The organism is Sphingomonas sp. (assembly GCF_036388435.1).
Classification (GTDB): Bacteria; Pseudomonadota; Alphaproteobacteria; order Sphingomonadales; family Sphingomonadaceae; genus Sphingomonas.
The window spans coordinates 120,813-146,257 of sequence record NZ_DASVRV010000046.1 but is presented as its reverse complement, the minus strand read 5'-3'; the positions used below and the strand labels follow the sequence as shown (position 1 = coordinate 146,257).

The window sequence follows — 25,445 nt, the reverse complement described above, 5'->3', positions numbered from 1 at the left end:
GGGACCGGAACATAGGGGCAAGACGGAGGGCGCCGGTGCCCGCGATCGGAAGCCGCGATGGTCCGGGCGGTGAAAACGAACGCTTGCACCAAATTTTGTAAGCGCTAGCTTGCATATGCAATTGAAAGCTATCGCGTGCAGGAGCTCCGATGATCATTCGGTCGGCCGACGAACTCGGTCTTCTCATCAAGGATCGCCGCCGCGCGCGCGGATGGGATCAGCAGACGCTCGCGGATCATATCGACGCCAGCCGCCTATGGGTGAGCGAGATGGAGAATGGCAAGCAGAGCGTCCAGCTGAACCTCGTTCTGAGAACGCTCGCCGCGCTGAAGATCGAGCTCTCCGTCCGCGACACGGCCGGTCCCGAACCGGCGCCCGGCTCGGCCATGGGAAGCCGGTCGGCGGCGCTGATCGCCCAGATCCTGGACGAATAGCCCATGGCCGAACTGATCGTCCTGCTGGAGGAGCGTATCGCGGGTCGGCTGGCATTCGAGAATAACCGCCTGTCCTTTACCTATGACGAAGCGTGGCGGACCGCGCCCGACGCCTATCCGCTGTCGCTGTCCATGCCGCTCGTCGTATCGCGCCACGCTCACGCAGCGGCCGATGCGTTCATCTGGAACCTGCTGCCCGACAATGAGCGGACGCTCGACCGCTGGGCGCGGCAGTTTCAGGTCTCCGCGCGCAACCCGTTCGCGCTGATCGGCGCGGTGGGGGAGGATTGCGCGGGCGCGGTGCAGTTCGTCCGACCGGAGCGGCTGGACACGGTCCGGGCGCGCGACCGGATCGACATCCGGTGGCTGGACGACGCGGAGATCGGCGCCAGGCTGCGCTCCGTCGCGACCGAGGCGGCGACCGGCCGCACGGCGGGCGAAAACGGCCAGTTCAGCCTCGCCGGGGCGCAACCCAAGACCGCCCTGCTGCTGGACGGCGACCGATGGGGCGTGCCGGCGGGGAGGACGCCCACCACCCATATCCTGAAACCCCCTGCACGTGACCTGCCCGGCCATGCGGAGAACGAGCATTTCTGCCTCAACCTGGCGCGCGAACTCGGTCTGCGCGCGGCCCGGTCGACCGTTCGCGCCTTTGATGGCCAACCCACCATCGTGGTCGAGCGATATGACCGGCGGCATCTGGGCGGGTCGGGCCCCGAGCATCTGGTCCGGGTGCATCAGGAGGATATGTGCCAGGCGCTGGGCGTCGTTCCATGGAAGAAATACCAGTCGGACGGAGGGCCGGACCCCGCCGGTCTGCTCCGGCTGATCCAGGCGCGAGTCGCCTCGCCGACGACCGACGGGAGGCCCGCCGAAAGGCCGGCGGAGCGGGATCGGTGGCTGTTCGTCGACGCGCTGATCCTGAACTGGCTGATCGCCGGGACCGATGCGCATGCCAAGAATTACAGCCTGCTGATCGGCAGCGCGGGCACGGTCCGGCTGGCGCCATTATACGATATCGCCAGCGCGTTCGGCGTGCCCGACCTCCAGCGGCAGCGCATGAAGCTGGCGATGAAGATCGAATATTATCGACTCGATCAGATAAGGCGCCGGCATTGGGAGCGATGGGCCGGGACCGCCGGCGTCGATCCCGGCGCCGTCATCGCCCGTATCGACACCATGGCGCGCGCGATGCCGGACGCTGTGGCGCGCGTCGCGGCGAGGGTGCGGGCCGACGGGCTGGACCATCCGGTGATCGATATGGTGGAGCGCGTGTTGCCGGAGCGGGCGCTGGCGGTGATCGGGGACTGAGGCGTGTCGGGAGTGGGAGCTGCGTCCGACACTTCCGATACCCCCCCAAGAGTGCCGCCGCGGCAAAGCCGCGCCGTCAGTCCTCGCTTCGGCGAGGCCGGCCGATAGCGGCGGTGGCGACCAGCTTCGCTCGTCGCCACCGGTCGGCGGCTCGCCGACCTCAGCCGCTATAATACATCTCATATTCCACCGGGCTGGGGGTCATCTCCCAGCGCGCGACTTCTTCATATTTCAGCTCGATATAGGCCTCGATCTGATCCTTCGAGAAGACCTCGCCCTTGAGCAGGAACTCGTGATCCGCCGCCAGGCTCTCCAGCGCCTCGCGCAGCGACGCGCAGACGGTGGGGACGTCCGCGAGCTCGGCGGGGGGCAGGTCGTACAGGTTCTTGTCCATCGCCTCGCCCGGATGGAGCCGGTTCTGGATGCCGTCGAGCCCGGCCATCAGCAGCGCCGAATAGGCCAGATAGGGGTTGGCGAGCGCATCGGGGAAACGCACCTCGACGCGCTTCGACTTGGCGCCCGTACCGTACGGGATGCGGCACGACGCCGAGCGGTTGCGGCTGGAATAGGCGAGGAGCACGGGTGCTTCGTAGCCGGGGACGAGGCGCTTGTAGCTGTTGGTCGACGGGTTGGTGAAGGCGTTGAGCGCCTTGGCATGCTTGATGATGCCGCCGATGAAATACAGGCACATGTCGCTCAGCCCGGCATAGCCATTGCCCGCGAACAGCGGTTCCTTGCCGTTCCAGATCGAGAAATGCGTGTGCATCCCCGATCCGTTATCCTCCTTGATCGGCTTGGGCATGAAGGTCGCGGTCTTGCCGTACGCATGGGCGACCTGATGGACGACATATTTGTACACCTGCATCCGGTCGGCGGTCGTCAGCAGCGTGCCGAAGGTGAGGCCCAATTCGTGCTGGCCGGCCGCGACCTCATGGTGATGCTTGTCGCAGGGCAGGCCCATCTCCAGCATGGTCGAGACCATCTCGCCGCGGATGTCGACCGCCGAGTCGACGGGGGCGACGGGGAAGTAACCGCCCTTGGCGCGCGGGCGGTGCGCCAGGTTGCCGCCCTCATATTCGCGGCCCGAATTGGTCGGCATCTCGACATCGTCGACCTTGAAATAGCTGGTCGTATAGGAGTTCTCGAACCGCACATCGTCGAACATGAAGAACTCGGCCTCGGGACCGACATAGACGGTGTCGCCGATCCCCGTGCTCTGGACATAGGCCTCGGCGCGCTTGGCGGTGGAGCGCGGGTCGCGGGCGTAGAGCTCGCCGGTCGAGGGCTCGACCACGTCGCAGATCACGATCAGCATCGGCGTCGCCGAGAAGGGATCGGTGTAGACCGCGTCCAGATCGGGCTTGAGCACCATGTCCGACTCGTTGATCGCCTTCCAGCCGGGGATGGACGAGCCGTCGAACATCAGCCCGTCGTCGAACTCGTCCTCGCCCAGGATCGACGCGACCATGGTCAGGTGATGCCATTTGCCCTTGGGATCGGTGAAGCGGAGGTCGACCCATTCGATCTCCTCTTCCTTGATGCGGTTGAGGATGTCCTGCGCGGTGGTGGCCATTGCTGATTCCTTGTCGACGCCCCGGCGAACGCGGGGCGTGTGTTGGGTCCGTGGGGAGCTAGATCGCGTCCTCGTCGCGTTCGCCGGTGCGGATGCGCAGCGCGGCCTCGATGGGGATCACGAAGATCTTGCCGTCGCCGATGCGGCCGGTCTGGGCGGCGGCGGCGATCGCCTCGACGACGCGGGGCGCGAGGCCGTCGGCGACGACGACCTCCAGCTTCACCTTGGGCAGGAAATCGACGACATATTCGGCGCCCCGGTAGAGCTCCGTATGCCCCTTTTGCCGCCCGAAGCCCTTGGCCTCGGTGACGGTGATGCCGGACACGCCGAGTTCGTGAAGCGCCTCCTTCACCTCGTCGAGCTTGAAGGGTTTGATGATCGCTTCGATCTTTTTCACGTGTGCGTCCGCCCCCGATGCCGTTGATCGCCCCTGGGCGACCTTGCACCGAACGTGCCATCCCGCGCGCCCATCGGCAACCGGGGAAAAGCGGCACATGACCGGGCGGAGGCTGCCCGCCAAATGGGCAGGTCGGCGCGCGCTGCCCGATCGGCGGGCAGCATCGTCACGCCGCCTGCCTGGCCAGCCATTCCTCCAGCCACTTGATCGTGTACTCGCCGCGCTGGAATTCCGGATCCTCGATCAGATCGCGGTGGAGGGGGATGGTGGTCTTCATCCCCTCGATCACGAACTCCTCCAGCGCGCGGCGGAGGCGGGCGATGCAGCGGTCGCGGGTGGTGCCGTAGACGATCAGCTTGGCGATCATGCTGTCGTAATAGGGGGGCACCTTGTAGCCGGCATAGAGCCCGGAGTCGACGCGCACATGCATCCCGCCGGGGGCGTGGAACTGCTTCACGAGCCCTGGCGAGGGGGCGAAGGTGCGCGGGTCCTCGGCGTTGATGCGGCATTCGATCGCGTGGCCGGTGAAGCGGACATCCTCCTGACGGCAGGACAGAGGATGCCCTTCCGCCACGCGGATCTGCTCGCGTACCAGATCGATGCCGGTGATCATCTCGGTCACGGGATGTTCGACCTGGAGCCGCGTGTTCATTTCGATGAAATAGAACTCGCCGGCTTCCCACAGGAACTCGATCGTCCCGGCGCCGCGATAGCCCATATCGGCCATGGCCTTGGCGACGACGCCGCCCATGCGGTCGCGCTCCGCCGGGGTCAGGACGGGGGAGGGCGCCTCCTCCAGCACCTTCTGGTGGCGGCGCTGGAGCGAGCAGTCGCGCTCGCCCAGATGGATGGCGTGGCCGCTACCGTCGCCGAACACCTGGAATTCGATATGGCGCGGATTGCCGAGATATTTCTCGATATATACCGTGGCGTCGCCGAAAGCGGCTTTGGCCTCGGAGCCCGCCTGCGCCATCAGCGTTTCGAGCTGATCGTCGGAAACGCACACCTTCATGCCACGCCCGCCGCCGCCCGACGCCGCCTTGATGATCACGGGATAGCCGACACGCGCCGCGATCGCCTTGGCCTTGTCCAGGTCCGATACCGCGCCGTCGGAGCCCGGCACCAGCGGCAGCCCGAGCGCGCCGGCGGTGCGCTTGGCCTCCACCTTGTCGCCCATGGTGCGGATATGTTCGGGCTTGGGGCCGACGAAGAGCAGGTCGTGGAGCTCGACGATCTCGGCGAACTGCGCATTCTCGCTCAAGAAGCCATAGCCGGGGTGGATCGCGTCGGCGCCGCTGATCTCGGCGGCCGAGATGATGTTGGGGATGTTGAGATAGCTGTCGGTCGCCGACGGTGGGCCGATGCAGATCGCCTCGTCGGCGAGGCGGACATGCATGGCGTCGGCGTCGGCGGTGGAATGGACCGCGACGGTCTTGATGCCCATTTCGTGGCAGGCGCGGTGGATGCGCAGCGCGATCTCGCCGCGATTGGCGATCAGCAGCTTCTTGATCGGACGCATGGTCAGGCGACGACGATCAGCGGCTGGTCGAACTCGACGGGTTGTCCATTCTCCACCATCACCGCGGTGACGGTGCCGGCGGCGGGGGCGAGGATGGGGTTCATGACCTTCATCGCCTCGACGATCAGCAGCGTGTCGCCCGCCTGGACCTTCTGGCCCACGCCCGCGAACGGCTTCGAACCCGGCTCGGCGGCGAGATAGACGGTGCCGACCATGGGCGAGCGGACCGCGTTCGCGTCGGGCGCGGGGGTGGACGCGCCCGTTTCGGTCGGGGGAGGCGCGGCGGGCGGGTGCGACGCGGTCATCGGCGGCGGCGCATAGTGGGCGGGGGCCGGTGCCGCAGCGGGCGCGGCCTTGCGCGCCACGCGGATGCGGCGCGGACCGTCCTCCACCTCGATCTCGGTCAGGTGCGTGGCGTCGAGGATGCCGGCGAGCTGGCGCACCAGATCGACATCGACCTGCATCGCGCCCTGCTGGGCCCCCTTGTCAGTATCCTGTGTCATCGGGCGCTCCTGTCAGAAGCGGGCGGCGGCTTCAAGCGCGAGCAGATAGGATAGCGCGCCGAACCCCGCGATCGTGCCGCGCGCGGCCTGGCCCACCAGCGACACGTGGCGAAACGCCTCGCGCCGGTGCGGGTTGGACAGGTGGACCTCGATCACCGGGGTGGTGACCGCCTTGATCGCGTCGTGGATCGCCACCGATGTATGGGTGAACCCGCCCGCGTTGAGCAGCACCGCGCGCGCTCCGCTCGCCTGCGCCTCGTGGAGCCAGTCGACCAGATGCCCTTCGTGGTTCGACTGGCGCAGGTCGATCTGCAGGTTCAGTTCGCGGGCGCGATCTTCGAGCAGCCCGGCGATGTCGTCGAGCGTGTCGTGGCCGTAGATGTCGGGCTCGCGCAGGCCCAGCAGGTTGAGGTTGGGGCCGTTCAGGACGAGGATGGTGTCGGACATGGCGCGGGGTCTTACCGCGCGGTGGACGCCCCGAACAGCCGTGTATCCCAGGGCCAGCGCGCGGCGTGGACCAGCTCGATGCGGGCCGCGTCGGGATGGAGCGGGTTGAGCAGATAGTTCCAGCTCTCCGGCGCGACGGCCGACGGTACGCGCGCGAGCGGGGCGTGGTTGGCGCGCAGAAAGGCGTCGCCCCAGTCGGCGGTGAGCAGCTTGTCGCGATGGTCCTGATCGACCGGCCAATGGGTCACGTCCAGATTCCCCGGTGCGACGATCTCGAGCAGTTGATAAGGAGGAGGAAGATGGGGTCCGCTCCGCCGGACCAGTGATTCCAGCAGCGCCAGCGCGCTGGACTCGGCCGTGTAGACGATCGGCCGGCCGATTCGATTCCAGCGGCCACCCGCATGAAGACCGCCCGCGCCATCGAGGGACCGGTGCTCCGAGATGCGCCAGAGTTTCAAAAGCTGCACGACGTGCGGTTCAGGCGAGCATCCCGTGCTGGATCAGGCGAAGAAGATTCAGCACCAGATCGCCGCCCGAATGCGTTCGCATCAGATCGATCGGCGGCGTCCCATCGAAGTCGAACTGCGGCGCGCGGAGCCACTCCATCGCCTCCATGCGGCCGCCCATGACATGGGTCGCGAGCGCGAGTATCTCGGCGAAGCGCGCCAGGCGATCGCTCTCCTCGGTCGACAAGGGCGCGTTTTCAGCCAGGCGGCGGTCGAGGGTACGGCGCGATCCGACGATGCCGACCAGGTCGGACATCGTCACCACCTTGCCATCGACCAATGAGCGGAGGGCATCGGCGGGCAGACCATCCTCGATCTCGCGGGCTCGTGCGAGCAGGGGAGCTTGAAGAAAACGATCGAGCGAGAAGGCCGGGATTGCCATGTGGCAATTACTTATGTGCCATATGACGGTACGTCAAGGTCGACGGCAAGGGTTCAACAATCCGCCGGAACAGCCTAGATCGCGCCGCATGACCCAGCACACCGACGGCACCGTCTCCATCACCGTCAATGGCGAGCACAAGCGCGTCGCCGCCGGCCTGACGCTCGCGCAGCTCGCGACCGATCTCGGGCTCGTCGCGGAAAAGGTCGCCGTGGAGCGCAACCTGGAGGTGGTGCCGCGATCGACGCTGGCGCAAGTGTGCGTGGAGGACGGCGACGACCTGGAGATCGTGCATTTCGTCGGCGGGGGCGACCACGCGGCGGCGATCGACCAGGACCGCTGGACCGTCGCGGGGCGGTCCTTCCGGTCGCGCCTGATCGTCGGCACGGGCAAGTACAAGGATTTCGCGCAGAACGCCGCCGCGCTGGAGGCGAGCGGGGCGGAGATCGTCACGGTCGCGGTGCGCCGGGTCAATGTGTCGGACCCGGGAGCGCCGATGCTGACCGACTTCATCGACCCCAAGCGCTTCACCTATCTGCCCAACACGGCGGGCTGCTTCACCGGCGACGAGGCGATCCGCACGCTCAGGCTGGCGCGCGAGGCGGGCGGGTGGGACCTCGTCAAGCTGGAGGTGCTGGGCGAGGCCAGGACGCTCTATCCCGACATGGTCGAGACGCTGCGCGCGACGGAGGTGCTGGCCAAGGAGGGCTTCCTGCCGATGGTCTATTGCGTCGACGATCCCATCGCGGCCAAGCGGCTGGAGAATGCGGGCGCGGTCGCGATCATGCCGCTGGGCGCCCCGATCGGGTCGGGGCTGGGCATCCAGAACCGCGTGACGATCCGCCTGATCGTCGAGGGAGCGGGGGTGCCCGTGCTGGTCGATGCGGGCGTCGGCACCGCGTCGGACGCGGGCGTGGCGATGGAATTGGGCTGCGACGGCGTCCTGATGAACACCGCCATCGCCGAGGCCAAGGACCCGGTGATGATGGCCGCGGCGATGCGCCTGGCGGTGGAGAGCGGGCGGCTGGCCTACCGCGCGGGGCGGATGGGACAGCGCCGCTACGCCGATCCGTCGAGCCCGCTCGCGGGGCTGATCTGACGCCGGAACCGGCCCGCGCACCGCGAGTTGATGCAGGATAACGAAGCTCCCAAGGTTCGTCACGGACGGCCGCTTCGGGGCGACCCGGGGCGGCCTTTCGCAGTCGGGACCCTTGACGCGTCGGCGGCGATGTTCGACCGCCCGGCCGGGCCCGCGCGAGCCGGGCCGTGATGGAGAGCAGGTTTGAGCGGTTTCGACTTCGCCCTGGGCGAGAATGCGGACATGATCCGCGACACCACCCACCGCTTCGCGACCGACCGCATCGCGCCGTTGGCCGCGCGGATCGACGCGGAGGACTGGTTCCCGCGCGACGAATTATGGCCCGCCATGGGCGAATTGGGCCTTCACGGCATCACCGTGCCGGAAGAGGATGGCGGGCTCGGCCTGGGCTATCTGGAGCATGTCGTCGCCTGCGAGGAGGTGAGCCGCGCTTCCGCCTCGATCGGCTTGAGTTATGGCGCGCATTCCAACCTGTGCGTCAACCAGATCGCGCGCTGGGCGAACCCCGAGCAGAAGGCCAGATACCTGCCCAAGCTCGTCTCGGGCGCGCATGTCGGCTCGCTCGCCATGTCGGAGGCCGGGGCGGGTTCGGACGTGGTGTCGATGAAGCTGCGCGCCGACGCCGTGCAGGGCGGTTACGTGCTCAACGGCACCAAATTCTGGATCACCAACGCGGCCTATGCGGACACGCTGGTCGTCTATGCCAAGACGGGTGACGGATCGCGCGGGATCACCGCCTTCCTGATCGAGCGGGACACGCCCGGCTTCTCCATCGGGCAGAAGATCGACAAGATGGGGATGCGCGGATCGCCCACCGCCGAGCTGGTGTTCCAGGACTGCGAGGTGTCCGACGCGCAGGTGATGGGGCCGGTCAACGGCGGCGTCGGCGTGCTGATGAGCGGGCTCGATTACGAGCGCGCGGTGCTGGCGGGGATCCAGCTGGGCATCATGCAGGCCTGTCTCGACGTGGTGCTGCCCTATATCCGCGAGCGGAAACAGTTCGGCCAGGCGATCGGCGGGTTCCAGCTGATGCAGGCGAAGGTCGCCGACATGTATGTCGCGCTCAATTCCGCGCGCGCCTATGTCTATGCGGTGGCGCGCAACTGCGACGCGGGCAACACAACGCGCTTCGACGCGGCGGGGGCGATCCTGCTGGCATCCGAGAATGCGGTGAAGGTCGCGCTGGAGGCGATCCAGGCGCTGGGCGGGGCGGGTTACACCAAGGACTGGCCCGTCGAGCGCTTCCTGCGTGACGCCAAGCTGCTCGACATCGGCGCGGGCACCAACGAGATTCGGCGGATGCTGATCGGGCGCGAGCTGATCGGCGCCGCGCCCGCGCACTAGTTCGAGGTTCGATCGCCGCGCTGCACAGGAAAACACTCGACTATGTTTTGGGGCCGTCTTACCCACCGGGAGTCGCGCCGTAGGGGCGGCGCGGAACATGGGGGGGGAACAACATGAATATCGTGAAGATGATGCTCGTCTCGGCCGCGCTGTCGGCGACGCCGGCTGTGGCCCAGCAGGTGACGATGGCCGCGCCGACGAGCGACGTGCTGCGCACGGGGACGCCGGTCGTCCTGCGTGTGGTGCAGGGGATCACCACCAAGGACAAGATCGCCAAGATCAACGACCGCGTCCGGCTGGAAGTCGCCGAGCCGGTGATGATGAACAACGTCGTCGTCATCCCCGCCGGGAGCCCGGCGGTCGGCGAGCTGACCGATGTCCGTTACAAGGGCATGTGGGGCAAGTCGGGGCGGATCGTCGGACGCATCCTGACCGTCAACGCCAATGGCCGCACCATCCGCCTGTCGGGGACGTTCGACACCAAGGGCGGGTCGGGCACGGCGGGCGCGGTGGCCGTGTCGGCGATCGTGTTCCTGCCCGCGGGTTTCTTCATGACGGGCAAGAGCGCCGAGCTGCCGGTGGGTGCGACGGTGCGCGGCTTCATCGACGAGGACGTGCCGCTGTCGATCGCGGCGTCCGCGACGCCCGCCGCGATGGTCGTTCGATAAGCGCCATGTCGTCCGGCCCGGCGGCTTGCGCCCTGTGCGGGGCAGCGCGATGAGCGCGCCCGTCCTGTTGTCCGCGCTCGACGTGGAGAGCGAGAGTTTCCGGGCCACGGGCGCGATCAATCGCGAACTGAACGACGCGCTCCGCGCGCGGGTGGCGAGCGCCGCCCTCGGCGGCAGCGCGGCGTCGCGCGAGCGCCACGTCGCGCGCGGCAAGCTGTTGCCCCGCGACCGGGTGGAGCGCCTGCTCGATCCGGGGTCGCCGTTCCTGGAGATCGGGCAGCTCGCCGCCAACGGAATGTACGATGACGAGGTGCCGGGCGCCGGGATGATCGCGGGCATCGGCCGCGTGTCGGGGCGCCAGGTTATGATCCTGTGCAACGACGCCACCGTGAAGGGCGGCACCTATTATCCGCTGACCGTCAAGAAGCATCTGCGCGCGCAGGAGATCGCCGAGCAGAACCGGCTGCCCTGCGTGTATCTGGTGGACAGCGGGGGCGCGAACCTGCCGCACCAAGCGGAGGTGTTTCCCGATCGCGACCATTTCGGGCGGATCTTCTTCAACCAGGCCAATATGTCCGCGCTCGGCATCCCGCAGATCGCCTGCGTCATGGGGTCGTGCACGGCGGGCGGCGCGTACGTCCCCGCCATGTCGGACGAGACGGTGATCGTGCGCGGGCAGGGGACGATCTTCCTGGCGGGCCCGCCGCTGGTCAAGGCGGCGACGGGCGAGGTCATCTCGGCGGAGGAGCTGGGCGGGGCGGACACGCATGGCCGGCGGTCGGGCGTGGTCGACCATGTCGCCGAGAATGACGAGCACGCGCTGACCATCGTGCGCGACATCGTGTCGACCTTGCAGCCGCAGGCGGGCGCGGCCGTGAACCTGCGCGAGCCGCGCCCGCCCAAGTTCGACGGCGAAGAGCTGTACGGCATCGTGCCGAGCGACGTGCGCGCGCCGTACGATGTCCACGAGATCATCGCGCGGCTGGTCGACGGGTCGGAGTTCCACGAGTTCAAGGCGCTGTACGGCCCGTCGCTGGTGTGCGGCTTCGCGCACCTCTGGGGGATGCCGGTCGCGATCCTGGCGAATAACGGCGTGTTGTTCTCGGAATCCGCGCAGAAGGGCGCGCATTTCATCGAGCTCGCGCAGCAGCGCCGCGTGCCGCTGCTGTTCCTCCAGAACATCTCCGGCTTCATGGTCGGCGGGCGGTACGAGGCGGAGGGTATCGCCAAGCACGGGGCCAAGCTCGTCACCGCCGTCGCCACCGCGACCGTGCCCAAGATCACCGTGCTGATCGGCGGCAGCTTCGGCGCGGGCAATTACGGGATGTGCGGGCGGGCCTATTCGCCCCGCTTCCTGTTCACCTGGCCCAATGCCCGCATCAGCGTGATGGGCGGCGAGCAGGCAGCAAGCGTGCTGGCCACCGTCCACCGCGATGCCGACCGCTGGACGCCCGAGGAGGCCGAGGCGTTCAAGGCGCCCGTCCGGCAGAAATACGAGGACGAGGGCAACCCGTACTACGCCACTGCGCGGCTGTGGGACGACGGGGTGATCGACCCGGCGCAGACGAGGGATGTGCTGGGGCTGGCCTTCGCCGCGACGCTGAACGCGCCGATACCGGAGCGGCCGAGCTTCGGTGTGTTCCGGATGTGAGGGGAGAGTATGCGCCCATTCCTCCCCGGAACGGGGAGGGGGACCGCCCGGCGCAGCCGGGTGGTGGAGGGGGCCCATGTCCGCCGGTACTGCGCGCTCCGATAAGGACCGTGAAGGCCGCGCGACGCGATCGCCAGGCGGGCAACCTGCCCGAGGTGCTGCTCCTTCAACAGCTTCGCAAACGGCCCGGCGGCTTCAAGTTTCGCTACCAGTTTCCCTGCCACCCCTACCGTCTCGACTTCGCCTGCCTCAGTGTCAGGCTCGCGATCGAGATCGATGGCGAGGTGCACGCGCGGGGCGACCAGCCTTTGCGCGACGAGCGACGCGACCTGTTCCTGGCCGACCATGGATTCGCGACCTTGCGTATCCCGGCCCGCGACGTGCTGCGCGACATGGACTCGGTCGTCGCGGCGATCGTCGGCGCCTGTCGCGAGCGGGGCCCCCTCCACCAGCCTTTGGCTGGTCCCCCTCCCCGTTCCGGGGAGGAATAGGAAAGCGCAGTGATCAAATCCCTTCTCATCGCCAATCGCGGCGAGATCGCGTGTCGGGTGATCCGCACCGCGCGCAGGCTCGGTGTCCGCACCGTCGCGGTGTATTCCGACGCCGACGCCAACGCGCTCCACGTCCGTCAGGCGGACGAGGCGGTGCATATCGGCCCCAGCCCGGCGCGCGAGAGCTATCTGGTAGGCGAGCGGATCATCGCCGCCGCGCTGTCCACCGGGGCCGAGGCGATCCATCCGGGGTATGGGTTCCTGTCGGAGAACGCCGACTTCGCGCAGGCGGTGATCGACGCCGGGCTGGTGTGGGTGGGGCCGAAACCCGACTCGATCCGCGCCATGGGGCTGAAGGACGCGGCCAAGACGCGGATGATCGCGGCGGGCGTGCCCGTCACGCCGGGCTATCTGGGCGAGAACCAGTCGCCCGCGCGGCTCCAGGCCGAGGCCGACGCGATCGGCTATCCCGTGCTCATCAAGGCGGTCGCGGGCGGGGGTGGCAAGGGGATGCGGCGCGTCGAAGACGCCGCCGGGTTCGGGGACGCCCTCGGCTCGTGCAAGCGCGAGGCCGCGAGCTCGTTCGGCGACGACCGGGTGCTGATCGAGAAATACATCCTGTCGCCCCGTCATATCGAGGTGCAGGTGTTCGGCGACGCGCACAGCAACGTCGTCCACCTGTTCGAGCGCGACTGCTCGCTCCAGCGCCGCCACCAGAAGGTGATCGAGGAAGCCCCCGCGCCCGGCATGGACGAAGCGACGCGCGAGGCGGTGTGTTCGGCGGCGGTGCGCGCGGCCAAGGCGGTCGACTATCAGGGCGCCGGCACGATCGAGTTCATCGCCGACGCCAGCGAGGGCCTGCGCGCCGACCGCATCTGGTTCATGGAGATGAACACCCGCCTCCAGGTCGAGCATCCGGTCACGGAGGAGATCACCGGGCAGGATCTGGTCGAATGGCAGCTGGGGGTCGCATCGGGCGAGCCCCTGCCCAAGCGGCAGGAGGAGCTGAAAATCAATGGCTGGGCGATGGAGGCCCGGTTGTATGCGGAAGACCCCGCCAAAGGGTTCCTGCCATCGACGGGTAAGCTCGACCATTTCGAATTGCCAAAACTCTACCGTGGCAAGAGCTTCCGAATCGAAACTGGGGTCGAGCAGGGCGACGCTATCTCGCCCTTTTACGATCCCATGGTTGCAAAGCTCGTGACGCACGCTTCCTCTCGTGAAGCTGCGATCAGCAATCTACGGGAAATGACCTCCCGAGTTCGCTGTTGGCCGGTCAAGACCAACGCTGGCTTCCTCAACCTTGCGCTTTGGAGCGCCGATTTCGAAGCCGGCCTAATGGACACCGGCTTGATCGCGCGTGAGGGCGACGACCTTGTTCCTGATGCGGAAGCACCTGAAGCCGTTTTACAGGCTGTTGCGCACTTAATCGTCGACAACGCGCTCGGCGGTGATGCAACCGATATCAGAGAAACGTGGCTACGAACGAACAAAGGACCGTGGAGCAATCGCGGTTTCCGATTGAACCGTGATAAAGCTCCGACAGCGGTGCGCCTCGAAGAGGGCGGCCGGCGCTATAATGTGACGTTCAGTGACAGAAGCATCGATGATTGTCCTTGGGTGGAACAGCTCGGTGATGGTTGGGTCGTTACGGAAGACGGGGTGACCCGGCTGTTCACTGTTCAGCGCGCAAGTGGAGAAGCGAGCGGCGGCGGCGCCGACGGCGCGATCCTGTCGCCGATGCCCGGCCGCGTCATCGCCGTCGACGTGGTGGCGGGGGAGGTGGTCGCCAAGGGGCAGAAGCTCGTCACGCTGGAGGCGATGAAGATGGAGCACAGCCTGGTCGCGCCCTTCGACGGCGTGGTCGCCGAGCTCGCCGCGACTGCGGGCGGGCAGGTGGCCGAGGGGACGCTGCTCGCGCGGGTCGAGCGCGCGGGATAGGCCCGCGCCCGGTTTCGCGACGAACCGAGCTAGGCTTGATCCATGTTGCTGGTGTAGGTGCGCGGGCATGACATCGTTCCGTCCCGCCCGCCATTCCGACCTGGAGGCGATCGTCGCGCTGCTCGCCGACGATGCGATGAGCGCCGGTCGCGAGGCGCCCGACCCGCCGCTCGCCGCCGCCTATGAGACCGCGTTCGAGGAGATGGCCGCCGACCCGCGCCAATTGCCGCTCGTCGCCGAGGAAGCCGGGCGACTGGTCGGTTACCTCCAGCTTTCGATCATCCCCGGCCTGGCGTTTCGCGGGCTCAAGCGCGGGCTGATCGAGTCGGTCCGCATCGCCTCCGACCGGCGCGGGCAGGGCCTGGGCGCGGCGTTGATCGCCGAGGCGGTGGCGCGGTGCCGGACCAACGGCTGCCGTCTGGTCCAGCTCACCTCGACCAACGAGCGTGTCGACGCGCACCGCTTCTACGAGCGGCTGGGCTTTGCGGCGTCGCACACGGGGTTCAAGCTGGCGCTCGATTGAGCTAGCGCCGCCGCTGGACAGGCGGGAGTGGATGATGGCCGGGCGTTTCTACGAGGACTGGACGGTCGGCGACCGGATCGCGCACGAGATCCGGCGCACGGTGACCGAGACCGACAACCTCCTGTTCTCGACCATGACGCACAACCCGCAGCCGCTTCACCTCGATGTCGAGGCGGCGAAGGCCGGCGAGTTCGGGCGCATCCTCGTCAACGGCACCTTCACCTTCGCGCTGATGGTCGGCTTGTCGGTGGGTGACACGACTCTGGGCGTGCTCGTCGCCAATCTGGGTTACGACAAGCTCGTCATGCCGCACCCGGTGTTCATCGGCGACACGATGCGCGCCTCGACCGAGGTGGCCGAATTGCGCGAAAGCCGGTCGCGGCCGGCCGCCGGGCTGGTCACCTTCCGGCACGAGCTGCACAACCAGCGCGACGAGATCGTCTGTCAGTGCCTGCGGACCGCGCTCGTCCGGCGGCGGCCGGCATGAGGCTCCGCTCGCTGCTGTTCGTGCCCGGCGATCGGCCGGACCGCTTCGCCAAGGCCGTTGCCAGCGGGGCCGACGCGGTGATCCTCGACCTGGAGGACTCGGTCGCCGCGTCGCGCAAGGACCTCGCGCGCGAGGCGGCGGCGGCGTTCCTCGCCGGGCCCGGAACCGGCGTATGGCGCTTCGTGCGGATAAACCCGGTCGATTCGGGGATGCTGGACGCCGATCTGGCCGTCGCACGGGCCGCCGACGCGGTAATGCTGCCCAAGGCGGAGGGGCTCCCGACGCTCATCGCGCTGGGGGAGGGGCTTCCTCCCATCCTCCCGATCGCGACCGAAACGCCCGCCGCGATCTTCACGCTCGGGGACTATGTGCGCAGCCCGGTCCCGCTCGCCGGGCTGACCTGGGGCGCGGAGGACCTGCCCGCCGCGATCGGCGCGCGGACCGCCCGCGAGGCGGACGGGCGCTATACCGCGCCCTATGAGCTGGCGCGCTCGCTCACCTTGTTCGCGGCGCACGCGGCGGGGGTGCCCGCGATCGAGACGGTGTTCCCCGCGATCGGGGACGAAGCCGGGCTCGCCGCCTATGCCGCGCGCGGCTGGCGCGACGGGTTCACGGGCATGATGGCGATCCACCCGGCCCAGGTTTCCGTCATCAACGCCGCCTTCACCCCCGATGCCGAGGCGATCGCCCATGCGCGCCGCATCGTCGACGCCTTCGCCGCCCGGCCGGACGCGGGCGCGCTCCAGCTGGACGGGCAGATGGTCGACCTGCCGCACCTGAAACAGGCGCGGCGGGTCCTGGCGCTGGCGGGTTGGATCGGGTGAACCCGTTCGTCCTGAGTAGCCACTGAGCCTGTCGAAGTGGCGTATCGAAGGACCTGAGGGAGGGGCCAGTCCTTCGATACGGGTCTTCGACGAGCTCAGCCCCTACTCAGGACGAACGGAAATGGGCAAAGCTGAAGTCATCATGCTTCAAAGCCCGACCCGGATCGTCGCGCGGATGTCGCGCCCGGCGAGCGGGGCGAAATCCTTGAGGAAGCTCGCATGGCGCCGCGCGACCACGTCGAACAGGTTGTTCGCGCTCAGGAGCAGGCTGGTGCGGTTGCTCGTGCCGAAGGGCATGAGGTTGAGCGACGCGTTGACGACCGTGTAGCCGGCGGTGCGCGTTTCGAAAGCGGCGATCCGGTCCTGTTCGAACACCCGCTCGACCTCGACCCGCGCCGATGCGCGGTCGCCCTGCGCCTCCAGTCCGCCGAGCAGGCGGAGCGGCGGGATGCGCGGCGCGGGACCCTGGCGGCCGATCGTGGCCCGGACGTAATCGGCGATCAGGTCGGCATTGACCCGGTATCCGCCGGCCTCGAACAGCCGTGCCGAGGCGTCGACCTCGAACCCGTAATAGCGCGCATCGCCCTGGGCGAACTGGAAGCAGGGCAGGTCCACCTCGCGCCCCGACGGGTCGGCCGCCGCCTGGCAAACGCTGGGGTCCACCTGTGATTCGGAGATGAAGTCGGTGAAGTCGTTGTAGAAGACCGACGCGTCGAGGCTGAACCCCTCGCCATGCGCATGGACGGTGCCCTCGATGCCCCAGGACTTCTCCAGCCGGAAATCGGGACTGCCCAGTTCATAGGCCTGGGTGCCGGCATGGGCGCCGTTGGAGAATAGTTCCTCCGCCGAGGGCGCGCGTTCGGTGTGCGACAGGTTCACGCCCAGGCTGATGTCTTCGGCGATCTCGTATGCGCCGCCCAGCGATCCCGACACCGCCTGGAACGCGCGCTTGCCGCGCGGGTAGCGCAGGTCGTCCGCCGGGCTGCGCGAGGCGAGATCGGTGCGTTCGTACCGCACCCCGCCCTCGGCGCGGAAGCGGCCGAGTTCGAGTTGCTGGAGCGTGAAGAAGCCCACCTGATTGGTCTCGTTGCGGGGCAGGAACGCTTCCTCGCCCTCGACGTCGAACAGCCGGTTGAAGAACTGGACGCCGGACGCGCCCTGCCAGCCGCCGCGCCTGGCCTGGACGAGCTCCAGCCGCGCCTCGGTGCCGTTGCTACGAAACTGGGTGCCGATCTCGCCACTCTCCTCCAACTCGTTGTGGCGATATTTGGCGTGACCGATGCGGACGCGGATGCGGTCGAGAAAGGCGCCGCCCGTCTCCACCTCGCCGCGCAGGTCGACGCGGTCCTGCACCACGTCGAGCCGCGGGCCTTCCTGCTCCTGGCCGACCTCGGTCGCGTAGCGCAGCGGGATGCCGTACAAGCTGTCATAATGGCTGTACGACAGGCCGAGCGAGCCGGTTTCGGTGATGAGGGAGGCGCCGACCCCCGCCGTCCAGGTCTCGGCCGCCGAGTTGGGGATCTTGCCGCGCAACGCGGCGTTCGCGGCGAAATCGATCGGTTCGTCGCTGTCCTGGGGAAGGCCGACCTGCGACAACGACGCCGCCCGTGCCGCGCGCGACAGGACATAGCCGCCCGAGCGCAGATCGCCCGATTTCAGATAGGAGCCGTCGGCGTGGAGCACGAGCCGTCGGCCGACCGCGACGTCGCCCGCGACCGAGCCCGAGCGCTCGTTCGCGGCCGAGCCGTAATTGGCGATCGCGTCCAGCCGCACGCCATTGTCGGGCAGGCGCCGCGGGATGCGGCGGTCGAGGACGTTGACGACGCCGCCCACCGCCGACGATCCGAACAGCAGCGCGGAGGGGCCGCGCAGCACCTCCACCCGCTCGGCGAGCAGCGGGTCGATGACGACGGCGTGGTCGACCGAGGTGTTGGACACGTCGAACGAGCCGATGCCGTCGGTCAGCACGCGGATACGCTCGCCCTGGAAGCCGCGCAGCACGGGGCGCGAGGCGTTGGGACCGAAGGAGGTCGCCGACACGCCCGGCTGGCGTGCAAGCGTCTCGCCGATGGTCGGGCGCAGCTCGCGGGTGAGCTCCGCCCCCGACAGGATCGACACGCCCTGAAGCACGTCATTCTCGTTCTGGCGGACGGGGGCGGTGACGATCACCTCGTCCGCCGCGGTCCCGCTCTGCTGCGCGGCGACCGGGGTGGACAGGGTGGCGGCGAGCACGACGAGGCTCGCGCCGAGGAACTTGTTGATCACTGGATACTCCCACTCTTCGCGGTGGGCCTAGCGGTCATGTAATGTTATCTCAATCCCTGAAATGACGCTTCAGCGATATTCGGGTTCGTCCCACCAGGGGAAGAAGTCGGGCATGTCGCGGCTGACCCGGTCGGCGAAGACGGGCGGACGTTTGTCGAGGAAGCTGGTCACTCCCTCGCGCGCGTCGGGGGCACCGCCGCGCGCGTAGACGGCGCGGCTGTCGACGCGGTGCGCCTCCATCGGATCGGCCATGCCGAGCCCGCGCCACATCATCTGGCGGGTGAGCGCGACCGATACCGGCGCGGCGTTGTCCGCGATCTCGCGGGCGAGCGCGCGGGCGGCGGGAAGGAGATCGGCCGCGGCGTGGACGGAGCGGACCAGTCCGCCGCTCAACGCCTCCTCGGCGGGGATCAGGCGGCCGCTGAGCGACCATTCGAGCGCGCGGGCGATGCCGGCGACACGGGGCAGGAACCAGCTCGCCGCGCCGTCGGGGGCGATGCCGCGCCGGGCGAAGACGAAGCCGATCCGCGCGCCCTCCGCGATCAGCCGCATGTCCATGGGCAGGCACATGGTCGCGCCGATGCCGACCGCCGGGCCGTTGATCGCCGCGATGAGCGGTTTGAGGCAGCGGAACAGCCTGAGCGTCAGCATCCCGCCCGTGTCGCGCACCGACGGATGGGCATAGTCGACCGACCCGTCGGGGCGAACCGGCGAGTCCTGGCCGAGCGCGGCATAGTCGAAGGTCGCCCCGCCCGCCGCCAGATCGGCGCCCGCGCAAAAGGCGCGACCGGCACCCGTGACGATCACCGCGCGCACATCGTCATCGGCGTCGGCCCGGTCGACCGCGTCGATCAGCTCGCGCATCATGGTGCCGGTGAACGCGTTCAGGCGATCGGGGCGGTTCAGGGTCAGGGTGAGGATATGGTCCTCGACCCGGTAGAGGATCGTTTCATAGGGGGACGGGTCAGGCACGGCCTTCTCTCCCAGACGGGGCGCCGCGGTTAAGCCGCGGCATCGGACGGGCCGTGCCCGCCGGCCGCGCTTGTCGCGTGGGAGCGGCTCGCCGCTCTCCCGCGACCGCGCGATGGTGACCCCTACGGGGCTCGAACCCGTGTTTCAGCCGTGAAAGGGCCGCGTCCTAACCACTAGACGAAGGGGCCAACGGCGCGTCGTCTATGGGCGATCCTTCCCCCCGTCAAGTTACCCAGGCGGCATCCTCGACATGAAGTTCGGCGGCGGGCTTGGCGCTCCAGTCGTCCAGCTTGGCGCGGCCCGCCAGCCAGAGGCGGCGGTGCGGCGGGGCGCCGAGCAGCGCTTGGCCCAGCAGCGTGTCGGCCTGGCGGAAGGCCATGACCTTCAGGCTGCGACCGTCCTCGCCCGCGACGACCGCGCGGACATGGCCGTTGCCGACCACATCGGCGCGCACCACGCGCACGGGGCCAGCCGCGACGCGGGGGGCGGGCCAGCCCGCGCCGTACGGGCCGCCGGCCTCCATCGCCTCGACCAGGTCGCGGGTGACGCCGCCGGTCGCGAGCACCGCGTCGACGAGCAGCGCGCGGTCGGCGGTCGCCCGCTCCACCGCGTCGCCGAGCCGGTCCTCCAGAAAGGCGGTGAAGTCGGCGATGCGGTCGGCGGCGATCGTCAGCCCGGCGGCCATGGCGTGGCCCCCGCCCGCGACGAGCAGGCCGTGCTCCCTGGCCGCGAGCACCGCCGCGCCGAGATCGACGCCGGTGATCGAGCGCCCCGAACCCTTGCCGACGCCCTGCCCGTCGAGCGCGATGACGATCGCGGGGCGGCCGAGCTTCTCCTTGAGGCGCCCCGCGACGATGCCGATCACGCCGGGATGCCAGCCATGGCCGGAGACCACGGCTACGCGGTTGCGGGTGTTCGCCAGTTCCTCGGCCGCGCCCTGGACGCCCGCCTCGACCGCGCGGCGCTCCTCGTTGAGGCGGTCGAGCTCGGCGGCGATCCGGCGGGCTTCATCGGGGTCCGACGTGGTGAGGAGGCGCACGCCGAGATCGGCGCGACCGACCCGGCCCCCCGCATTGATGCGGGGCCCAAGCGCGAAGCCGAGATCGGAACAGGTCGGTGCGCGCGTCAGCCGCGACGCCTCGATCAGCGCGGCCAAGCCGATATTCCGGCGCCGGTCCATGACCTTGAGCCCCTGGGCTACGAAGGCGCGGTTGAGGCCGCGCAGCTGGGCCACGTCGGCGACGGTGCCGAGCGCGACCATGTCGAGCAGCTCGATCAATCTGGGCTCGGCGCGGGTCGCGAAAAAGCCGCGCGCCCGGAGCGTCCGTACCAGCGCGGCGGCGAGGAGGAAGCAGACCCCGACCGCGGCCAGATGGCCGTGCGCCGCGCCGCCCTGCTCGTCGAGGCGGTTGGGGTTGACCAGCGCATGGGCATGGGGAAGCTCGGCGGCGCATTTGTGATGGTCGACGACGACCACGTCGACCTGCGCGTCGCGCGCGGTCGCCAGCGCCTCGAACGCCTGGGCGCCGCAATCGACGGTGACGATCAGCGTCGCCCCCTCCGCCGCCAGGCGCACCAGCGCGGCGCCCGAGGGGCCGTATCCCTCCAGCAGGCGGTCGGGGATGTAGGGCCGCGCCTTCAGCCCCAGATCGCGCAGCACGCGGATCATCAGCGCCGCGGAGGTGGCGCCGTCGACATCGTAATCGCCGAAGATCGCGACCTGCTCGCCCGCCTGGACCGCGTCGGCGAGGCGGTCGGCGGCGCGGTCCATGTCGCGGAAGATGCTGGGGTCGGGCATGAAGCCGCGGATGGAGGGAAGGCGGTGCTCGTCCAGCCCCTCGCGCGGGCAGCCGCGCGCGAGCAGCAGCTGGGTCACCAGATCGTCGGGGGTCATGCCCTCGCGCGCGTCGGCGGCGAGCGCGCGCCAGCGCCAGGGCTGGCCGAGGATGGAGCGGGCGACGCCGAGCACGGGGGTCATGTCGCGCGTCCGACGGTGCACGCGTTCAGGAGAGCATCGGCACGCGCATATGTGCGACGAAGGTCGGGCACCGCGCGCGAGCGGGGGCGGGGAGACGGGATGGACGGCATTTGTTCCGCCTATGCCCCGCAATGTCGCCAGGGGACAGGGGCTTCGCGCGATCACCGATCGACAGCGCCGCCGGGGAGGTCCTAGACAGGCGTCCATGCGCACGCCGTCCACCGGCCCGACCCGTATCATCGACCTGCGCCGGCGCAGCCGTACCCCGGCCTGGGCGTCGCTGACGCTGCGCGTGGTGGCGGTGATCGTGCTGATCGGGATCGCGCTGGGCGGGCATTGGTTCGACCGCGAAGGGCTGCGCGACAATATCGACGGGCATATCAGCTTCGTCGACGTGCTGTATTTCACGACGATCACCGTCACCACGGTCGGCTATGGCGACATCACGCCCGTCACCGATCAGGCGCGTTTGTTCGATGCGCTGGTGGTGACGCCGATCCGGCTGTTCGTGTGGCTCATTTTCCTGGGGACCGCTTATGACTTCCTGCTCACGGGCGTGTGGCGACGGTGGCGGATGCGGATGATCGAGCGCGGGCTGAAAAACCATGTGGTCATGGTCGGCTACGGCGTCACCGGGGTCGAGGCGGTCGGCGAGCTGATTCGGCGCGGGGTCGATCCGCACATGATCGTCGTCGTGGACGGGGACGAGGCGCGGACCCGCCAGGCCGAGGCGTGCGGGGTCAACGTGCTGACCGGCGACGCGACGCGCGACCAGGTGCTGGAGACGGCGCAGGTCGGCCGCGCGGCATCGGTGGTGGTCGCCACGGGCCGCGACGACACGTCGATCCTGGTGGTGCTGACCGCGCGGCGGCTGGCGCCCGTGGTGCCGATCAGCATCGTGGTGCGATCGGAGGACAATGAGGCGATCGCGCGCCAGGCGGGGGCGAGTACCGTCATCAACCCGGCCAGCCTGGCGGGGCTGCTGCTCGCCGGATCGACCCAGGGCGAGCATATCGCCGACTACCTGGCCGATCTGGCGGCGTGCGACGGCGAGGTGCACCTGCAGGAACGCCCCGTGACGGCGGCGGAGGTGGGTCGATCGCTGAACGAGGTCACGCCGGGACTGGGCGTCCGTATCCAGCGCGGCGGGCGGGCTTATGGCTATTGGCGTGACGAGGCCAGGAAGCTGGAAGCGGGCGACGTGCTGGTCGAGATCGTGCCGAACAAGGCGGTGGTGCCACAATAGCGCGTCGGGGAGCCGAGTTCCCGGATCGTGCGTTGAAGCGGCGAAGCCCCGGATGGAGAACGACCATGGACCAATCCAGCCACCCCCTGATCGCCGACGAGATGCTCGACGAGCAATTGGCCGCCGACGATGCGGAGGAGGCGGAGGACCCGCGGGTCGTTCCCTACAGCCCCGATCCCCAGACGCTATGGGGATTGGAGCTGGCGCGCGGGATGATGGTGGTGCTCACCCGGCGGTTCGGGCCCGATTTCGCGCGGGAGGTCAGCGACGAGCTGTCGTCGCGCGCGTTGGCCTATCAGGCGGGCTGCCCCGACGACCGCCGCGACGGCAACGAGTTGCAGGGCCTGGTGTGCGACCGGTTCTGGGACGAGCTGTTCGCGGGGGATACGCCGCCGGAGGGAAAGGCATAGTCGGCCGGGACACCCGCTATTCCTTGAGCCAGCTTTCCTCGCGAAACCATTTGGTGACGATATATTTGACCCCCTCGACGACGGGCATTCCCTCGTGGATGGTGCCGTCGTTCGGACTGCCGTCGGGTTTCATGTTGTTCCATGCGAGCAGCAGCCCGCGCCGCGGCGCGACGCGGACGCCGGCCCGCGGAAACCAGGTCGCGCCGCCTTCGGGTACGTCGTTCAGATAGATCATCGCGGTCCAGGTGCGCTGCCCACCCGACGCGGCCATGGCGGGCCAATAGCTTTCGCGGTCGTTGAAGAAGTCGTGATGGGCGCGGAACTGTTGGCCCGGCGCGTAACGCTGCCCTTGCATCGTCTCGCCATGCGCGGGGTCGATGCCGAGCAGCGCGGCGATCGCTTCGTCGATGGCGCGGACCTGGGGCGACCAGCGATCCATGTCGCAGCTCTCGCTGGTGCGAAAGCCGGTGCCGGCGCGGCCGGACAGCAGCGTCGAGGGTCGGCGATCGGCATCGATCACGGCGATCAGCGACCGGCATTGCGCCGCGTCGAGAAAGTCGGCGCATTGGAACATGCTCGCCGCGTCGGTGGGCGTGCGGACGAGGCGGGGATCGGCGGAGAGGCGGGCGGCCACCTCGTCGCCCCAGCGCGCGCGCAGCGGCGAGGCGGTGGAAGCGGACGACGCCTTGGGCTTGCGGGAGAAGAACATCGCGGCCCAAGATGCTGGCCGCCGCGCCGCGAGGCAAGAGGGGGTTGGGCAAAAGCCCGACCTCCTTCCGCTCAGTAGAAGATGTCGTACACCACGTCGATCACGCGCCCGGTGCGCAGATCGACCAGCAACGCGTCGCCATGATAGCGGACCCAGCGATAGGGGCCGTAGGCGGGCGGCAGGCGATAGGCGAACGGGTCGTCGAGCCAGTAATTCTGCGCGAAGAGCGACCGCGAAAGCTGAATGCCGATGCCGAAGCGACGATAACCATAGCCCGCACCCTGGGGAGCATAATAGCGGGGGAGGCGATAGGCACCGCGATTGCGGTCGCGATAGCGGTTCCAGTCATAGCGGTCGTCATTGCGCCAGCCGCGGTTCCAGACCTGGCCGCCGCGATAGAGATCGGCGCTCCGGCCGTTCCAGTCGCGCCCGTCGCGGCGATCGTCGAACCGGTCCTGGCGGTTCTCGAAGCGATCCTGACGGTTCTCGAAACGATCCCGGCGCAGGTCGCGCGTGTCCGGGCGGACGACGCCACCCCGGTATCGGGGCTGGTCCCGGCGATCCTCGACCCGCTCCTGGCGCCGGTCGCGACGACCCTCGATCCGGTCGCGCCGATCCAGCCGCTGGGCGGCGTCCTCACCGTTTCCGAGGAAGGGCGCATCGACATCGCGGCGCGGACGAACCCGATCGGGGCGGGGCGCCGCATCGACGACCGGGGCGGGCGCATCGGCGCGGTCGCGGCGGCGATCGGGCTGGCCGTCGCCGTCCCGGTCGCGACGCGGGCGATCCATGCCCGGTCCACGCGCCCGGGCACCGGCCTGAACGGGGGCACCAGGCTGAACGGCAAGACCAGGCTGGGCCGCGGCGCGGGCGGCGCGTCGTTCCTGGCGCGCGGCCTGGCGCTGCTCGCGCGCGGCGTCATTGTCGTCCCGAATCCCTTGGCCGGCGGCGTCGCGACGCTGCGCACCTGCTGCGAGCGGCGCAAAGGCGGTCGCCGCGAGCAATAATCCGATCACAAGACGCTTCATGGCTGCACTCTCCGCTCGGCCGGCCGAATGCCGGGATCGATGGGAGCGGAATAGGCGATCGCGATTGATCGACGGCTGAACCGGATCGTCAGCGAAACGACAGAAATCAGCGGGCGGGCGCGGACGGAGGGGCGAGCGCGGGCACGGCACGGGCCGCGTCGTCGGCGTCGATCCCCGGACGCGCGCCTGCCGGGATCACCTCCTCGCCCCGCATCGCGCGCGCGGCCCGGCCGATCGCCTCGACCAGGCGCGGGTAGATGCCGCAGCGGCACAGATTGGTGATGCGCGCGCGGATCACCGCCTCGCTCGGCGACGCGTCGCGGCGGAGCAGCGCCTGCGCCGCCATGATGATGCCGGGGATGCAGAAGCCGCACTGGACGACATTGTCGTGGAGAAAAGCGAACTGGAGCGGATGGGTACGCTCGCGCGACAGCCCCTCGATCGTGGTCACCGCGCTGCCCTCGATCGACCCCACGGGCACGCGGCAGGAGGCGCGTGCCTCGCCGTCGATGTCGACGATGCACGCGCCGCAATGACCGGTGCCGCAGCCGAACTTCGTCCCCGTCAGGTTGGACGCGTCGCGCAGCGCCCAGAGCAGGGGCGTTTCCGGGTCGAGGCGATATTCGACCGGCTGGTTGTTGACGGTGAGGCGCATAGGGGGGCGTTCAGACCGGCTGGCGGCGCCGGCGGCCAAGCCGCCGTCGGACGGGTTCGGCGAGCCGGCCCGCCGTCCGGGC

Annotated in this window: 26 protein-coding genes and 1 tRNA gene; 13 read left to right on the top strand and 14 right to left on the bottom strand. The window is 69.1% G+C overall.

The features are described 5' to 3' along the window. Positions 1–149 precede the first annotated feature (149 nt). Together VF592_RS10540 and VF592_RS10535 are read left to right on the top strand one after the other, a co-directional pair. A complete protein-coding gene (locus tag VF592_RS10540; RefSeq protein WP_331005579.1) occupies positions 150–434 on the top strand; it encodes a helix-turn-helix domain-containing protein in 285 nt (94 codons plus the stop codon). 3 nt (positions 435–437) lie between these two features. After that, a complete protein-coding gene (locus tag VF592_RS10535) occupies positions 438–1,745 on the top strand; it encodes a type II toxin-antitoxin system HipA family toxin (RefSeq protein WP_331005578.1) in 1,308 nt (435 codons plus the stop codon). A 160-nt stretch (positions 1,746–1,905) separates the two neighbouring features. Here VF592_RS10535 and glnA read toward each other — a convergent pair whose 3' ends face one another. The 7 genes from glnA to VF592_RS10500 all read right to left on the bottom strand — a co-directional run bounded on the left by glnA (position 1,906) and on the right by VF592_RS10500 (position 7,072). Next, positions 1,906–3,318, bottom strand: a complete 1,413-nt coding sequence (glnA, locus tag VF592_RS10530; RefSeq protein ID WP_331005577.1) for a type I glutamate--ammonia ligase — start codon at positions 3,316–3,318, stop codon at positions 1,906–1,908. A 58-nt stretch (positions 3,319–3,376) separates the two neighbouring features. Continuing rightward, the gene (locus VF592_RS10525; RefSeq protein WP_331005576.1) at positions 3,377–3,715 is read right to left on the bottom strand and encodes a P-II family nitrogen regulator; all 339 of its coding nucleotides are present in this window, start codon (positions 3,713–3,715) and stop codon (positions 3,377–3,379) included. Between the two features lie 166 nt (positions 3,716–3,881). Further along, positions 3,882–5,234, bottom strand: a complete 1,353-nt coding sequence (gene accC / locus VF592_RS10520; RefSeq protein ID WP_331005575.1) for an acetyl-CoA carboxylase biotin carboxylase subunit — start codon at positions 5,232–5,234, stop codon at positions 3,882–3,884. A 2-nt stretch (positions 5,235–5,236) separates the two neighbouring features. After that, positions 5,237–5,737 carry an acetyl-CoA carboxylase biotin carboxyl carrier protein gene (accB, locus tag VF592_RS10515; RefSeq protein WP_331005574.1) on the bottom strand — a complete coding sequence of 167 codons (501 nt, stop codon included), beginning with the start codon at positions 5,735–5,737 and terminating at the stop codon, positions 5,237–5,239. A gap of 12 nt (positions 5,738–5,749) precedes the next feature. Continuing rightward, positions 5,750–6,184, bottom strand: a complete 435-nt coding sequence (gene aroQ / locus VF592_RS10510; protein WP_331005573.1) for a type II 3-dehydroquinate dehydratase — start codon at positions 6,182–6,184, stop codon at positions 5,750–5,752. A gap of 11 nt (positions 6,185–6,195) precedes the next feature. Then, a complete protein-coding gene (locus tag VF592_RS10505; protein WP_331005572.1) occupies positions 6,196–6,651 on the bottom strand; it encodes an RES family NAD+ phosphorylase in 456 nt (151 codons plus the stop codon). 10 nt (positions 6,652–6,661) lie between these two features. After that, positions 6,662–7,072, bottom strand: coding sequence for an antitoxin Xre/MbcA/ParS toxin-binding domain-containing protein (locus VF592_RS10500; protein ID WP_331005571.1), 411 nt, complete (start codon positions 7,070–7,072; stop codon positions 6,662–6,664). Between the two features lie 88 nt (positions 7,073–7,160). Between VF592_RS10500 and thiS the strand changes: the two genes are divergently transcribed. The 9 genes from thiS (at position 7,161) to VF592_RS10455 (ending at position 16,100) form a co-directional block, all read left to right on the top strand. Beyond that, positions 7,161–8,171, top strand: a complete 1,011-nt coding sequence (gene thiS / locus VF592_RS10495; RefSeq protein ID WP_331005570.1) for a sulfur carrier protein ThiS — start codon at positions 7,161–7,163, stop codon at positions 8,169–8,171. A 222-nt stretch (positions 8,172–8,393) separates the two neighbouring features. After that, entirely contained in the window at positions 8,394–9,515 is a 1,122-nt protein-coding gene (locus tag VF592_RS10490; protein ID WP_331005758.1) for an acyl-CoA dehydrogenase family protein, read from the top strand. Between the two features lie 113 nt (positions 9,516–9,628). Then, on the top strand, positions 9,629–10,183 hold the full coding sequence (locus tag VF592_RS10485; protein WP_331005569.1) for a hypothetical protein: 555 nt from the start codon (positions 9,629–9,631) through the stop codon (positions 10,181–10,183). Between the two features lie 49 nt (positions 10,184–10,232). Then, complete coding sequence (locus tag VF592_RS10480) at positions 10,233–11,834, top strand: carboxyl transferase domain-containing protein (RefSeq protein WP_331005568.1); 1,602 nt, start codon at positions 10,233–10,235, stop codon at positions 11,832–11,834. A gap of 110 nt (positions 11,835–11,944) precedes the next feature. Continuing rightward, a complete protein-coding gene (locus tag VF592_RS10475) occupies positions 11,945–12,325 on the top strand; it encodes an endonuclease domain-containing protein (protein WP_331005567.1) in 381 nt (126 codons plus the stop codon). 9 nt (positions 12,326–12,334) lie between these two features. After that, positions 12,335–14,266, top strand: a complete 1,932-nt coding sequence (locus VF592_RS10470; protein ID WP_331005566.1) for an acetyl/propionyl/methylcrotonyl-CoA carboxylase subunit alpha — start codon at positions 12,335–12,337, stop codon at positions 14,264–14,266. 67 nt (positions 14,267–14,333) lie between these two features. Further along, positions 14,334–14,789: a GNAT family N-acetyltransferase gene (locus VF592_RS10465; protein ID WP_331005565.1), complete on the top strand. Its 456-nt coding sequence runs from the start codon at positions 14,334–14,336 to the stop codon at positions 14,787–14,789. Positions 14,790–14,802: 13 nt separating this feature from the next. Further along, positions 14,803–15,276: a MaoC family dehydratase gene (locus tag VF592_RS10460; RefSeq protein WP_331005757.1), complete on the top strand. Its 474-nt coding sequence runs from the start codon at positions 14,803–14,805 to the stop codon at positions 15,274–15,276. Beyond that, positions 15,273–16,100, top strand: a complete 828-nt coding sequence (locus tag VF592_RS10455; protein WP_331005564.1) for a CoA ester lyase — start codon at positions 15,273–15,275, stop codon at positions 16,098–16,100. Before VF592_RS10460 ends, VF592_RS10455 begins: the two co-directional genes overlap by 4 nt. A gap of 147 nt (positions 16,101–16,247) precedes the next feature. Here the strand turns inward: VF592_RS10455 and VF592_RS10450 are convergent, their stop codons facing one another. From VF592_RS10450 to recJ, 4 genes are all read right to left on the bottom strand, one after another. After that, complete coding sequence (locus VF592_RS10450; RefSeq protein WP_331005756.1) at positions 16,248–18,317, bottom strand: TonB-dependent receptor; 2,070 nt, start codon at positions 18,315–18,317, stop codon at positions 16,248–16,250. Positions 18,318–18,434: 117 nt separating this feature from the next. Beyond that, positions 18,435–19,337, bottom strand: coding sequence for a crotonase/enoyl-CoA hydratase family protein (locus tag VF592_RS10445; protein ID WP_331005563.1), 903 nt, complete (start codon positions 19,335–19,337; stop codon positions 18,435–18,437). A gap of 113 nt (positions 19,338–19,450) precedes the next feature. Further along, a tRNA-Glu gene (locus VF592_RS10440) sits at positions 19,451–19,525 on the bottom strand. 35 nt (positions 19,526–19,560) lie between these two features. Then, a complete protein-coding gene (gene recJ, locus VF592_RS10435) occupies positions 19,561–21,315 on the bottom strand; it encodes a single-stranded-DNA-specific exonuclease RecJ (RefSeq protein ID WP_331005562.1) in 1,755 nt (584 codons plus the stop codon). 205 nt (positions 21,316–21,520) lie between these two features. Between recJ and VF592_RS10430 the strand changes: the two genes are divergently transcribed. Both VF592_RS10430 and VF592_RS10425 read left to right on the top strand, forming a co-directional pair. Further along, positions 21,521–22,561, top strand: coding sequence for a potassium channel family protein (locus tag VF592_RS10430; protein WP_331005561.1), 1,041 nt, complete (start codon positions 21,521–21,523; stop codon positions 22,559–22,561). A 65-nt stretch (positions 22,562–22,626) separates the two neighbouring features. Continuing rightward, positions 22,627–22,971, top strand: coding sequence for a hypothetical protein (locus tag VF592_RS10425; protein ID WP_331005560.1), 345 nt, complete (start codon positions 22,627–22,629; stop codon positions 22,969–22,971). Between the two features lie 16 nt (positions 22,972–22,987). Here the strand turns inward: VF592_RS10425 and VF592_RS10420 are convergent, their stop codons facing one another. From VF592_RS10420 to VF592_RS10410, 3 genes are all read right to left on the bottom strand, one after another. Next, positions 22,988–23,680 (bottom strand): 2OG-Fe(II) oxygenase, encoded by a 693-nt coding sequence (locus VF592_RS10420; RefSeq protein WP_331005559.1) that lies wholly within the window; start codon positions 23,678–23,680, stop codon positions 22,988–22,990. A 71-nt stretch (positions 23,681–23,751) separates the two neighbouring features. After that, on the bottom strand, positions 23,752–24,708 hold the full coding sequence (locus VF592_RS10415; protein WP_331005558.1) for an RcnB family protein: 957 nt from the start codon (positions 24,706–24,708) through the stop codon (positions 23,752–23,754). A gap of 106 nt (positions 24,709–24,814) precedes the next feature. Next, a complete protein-coding gene (locus VF592_RS10410) occupies positions 24,815–25,363 on the bottom strand; it encodes a (2Fe-2S)-binding protein (RefSeq protein ID WP_331005557.1) in 549 nt (182 codons plus the stop codon). Between the last annotated feature and the right edge of the window lie 82 nt (positions 25,364–25,445).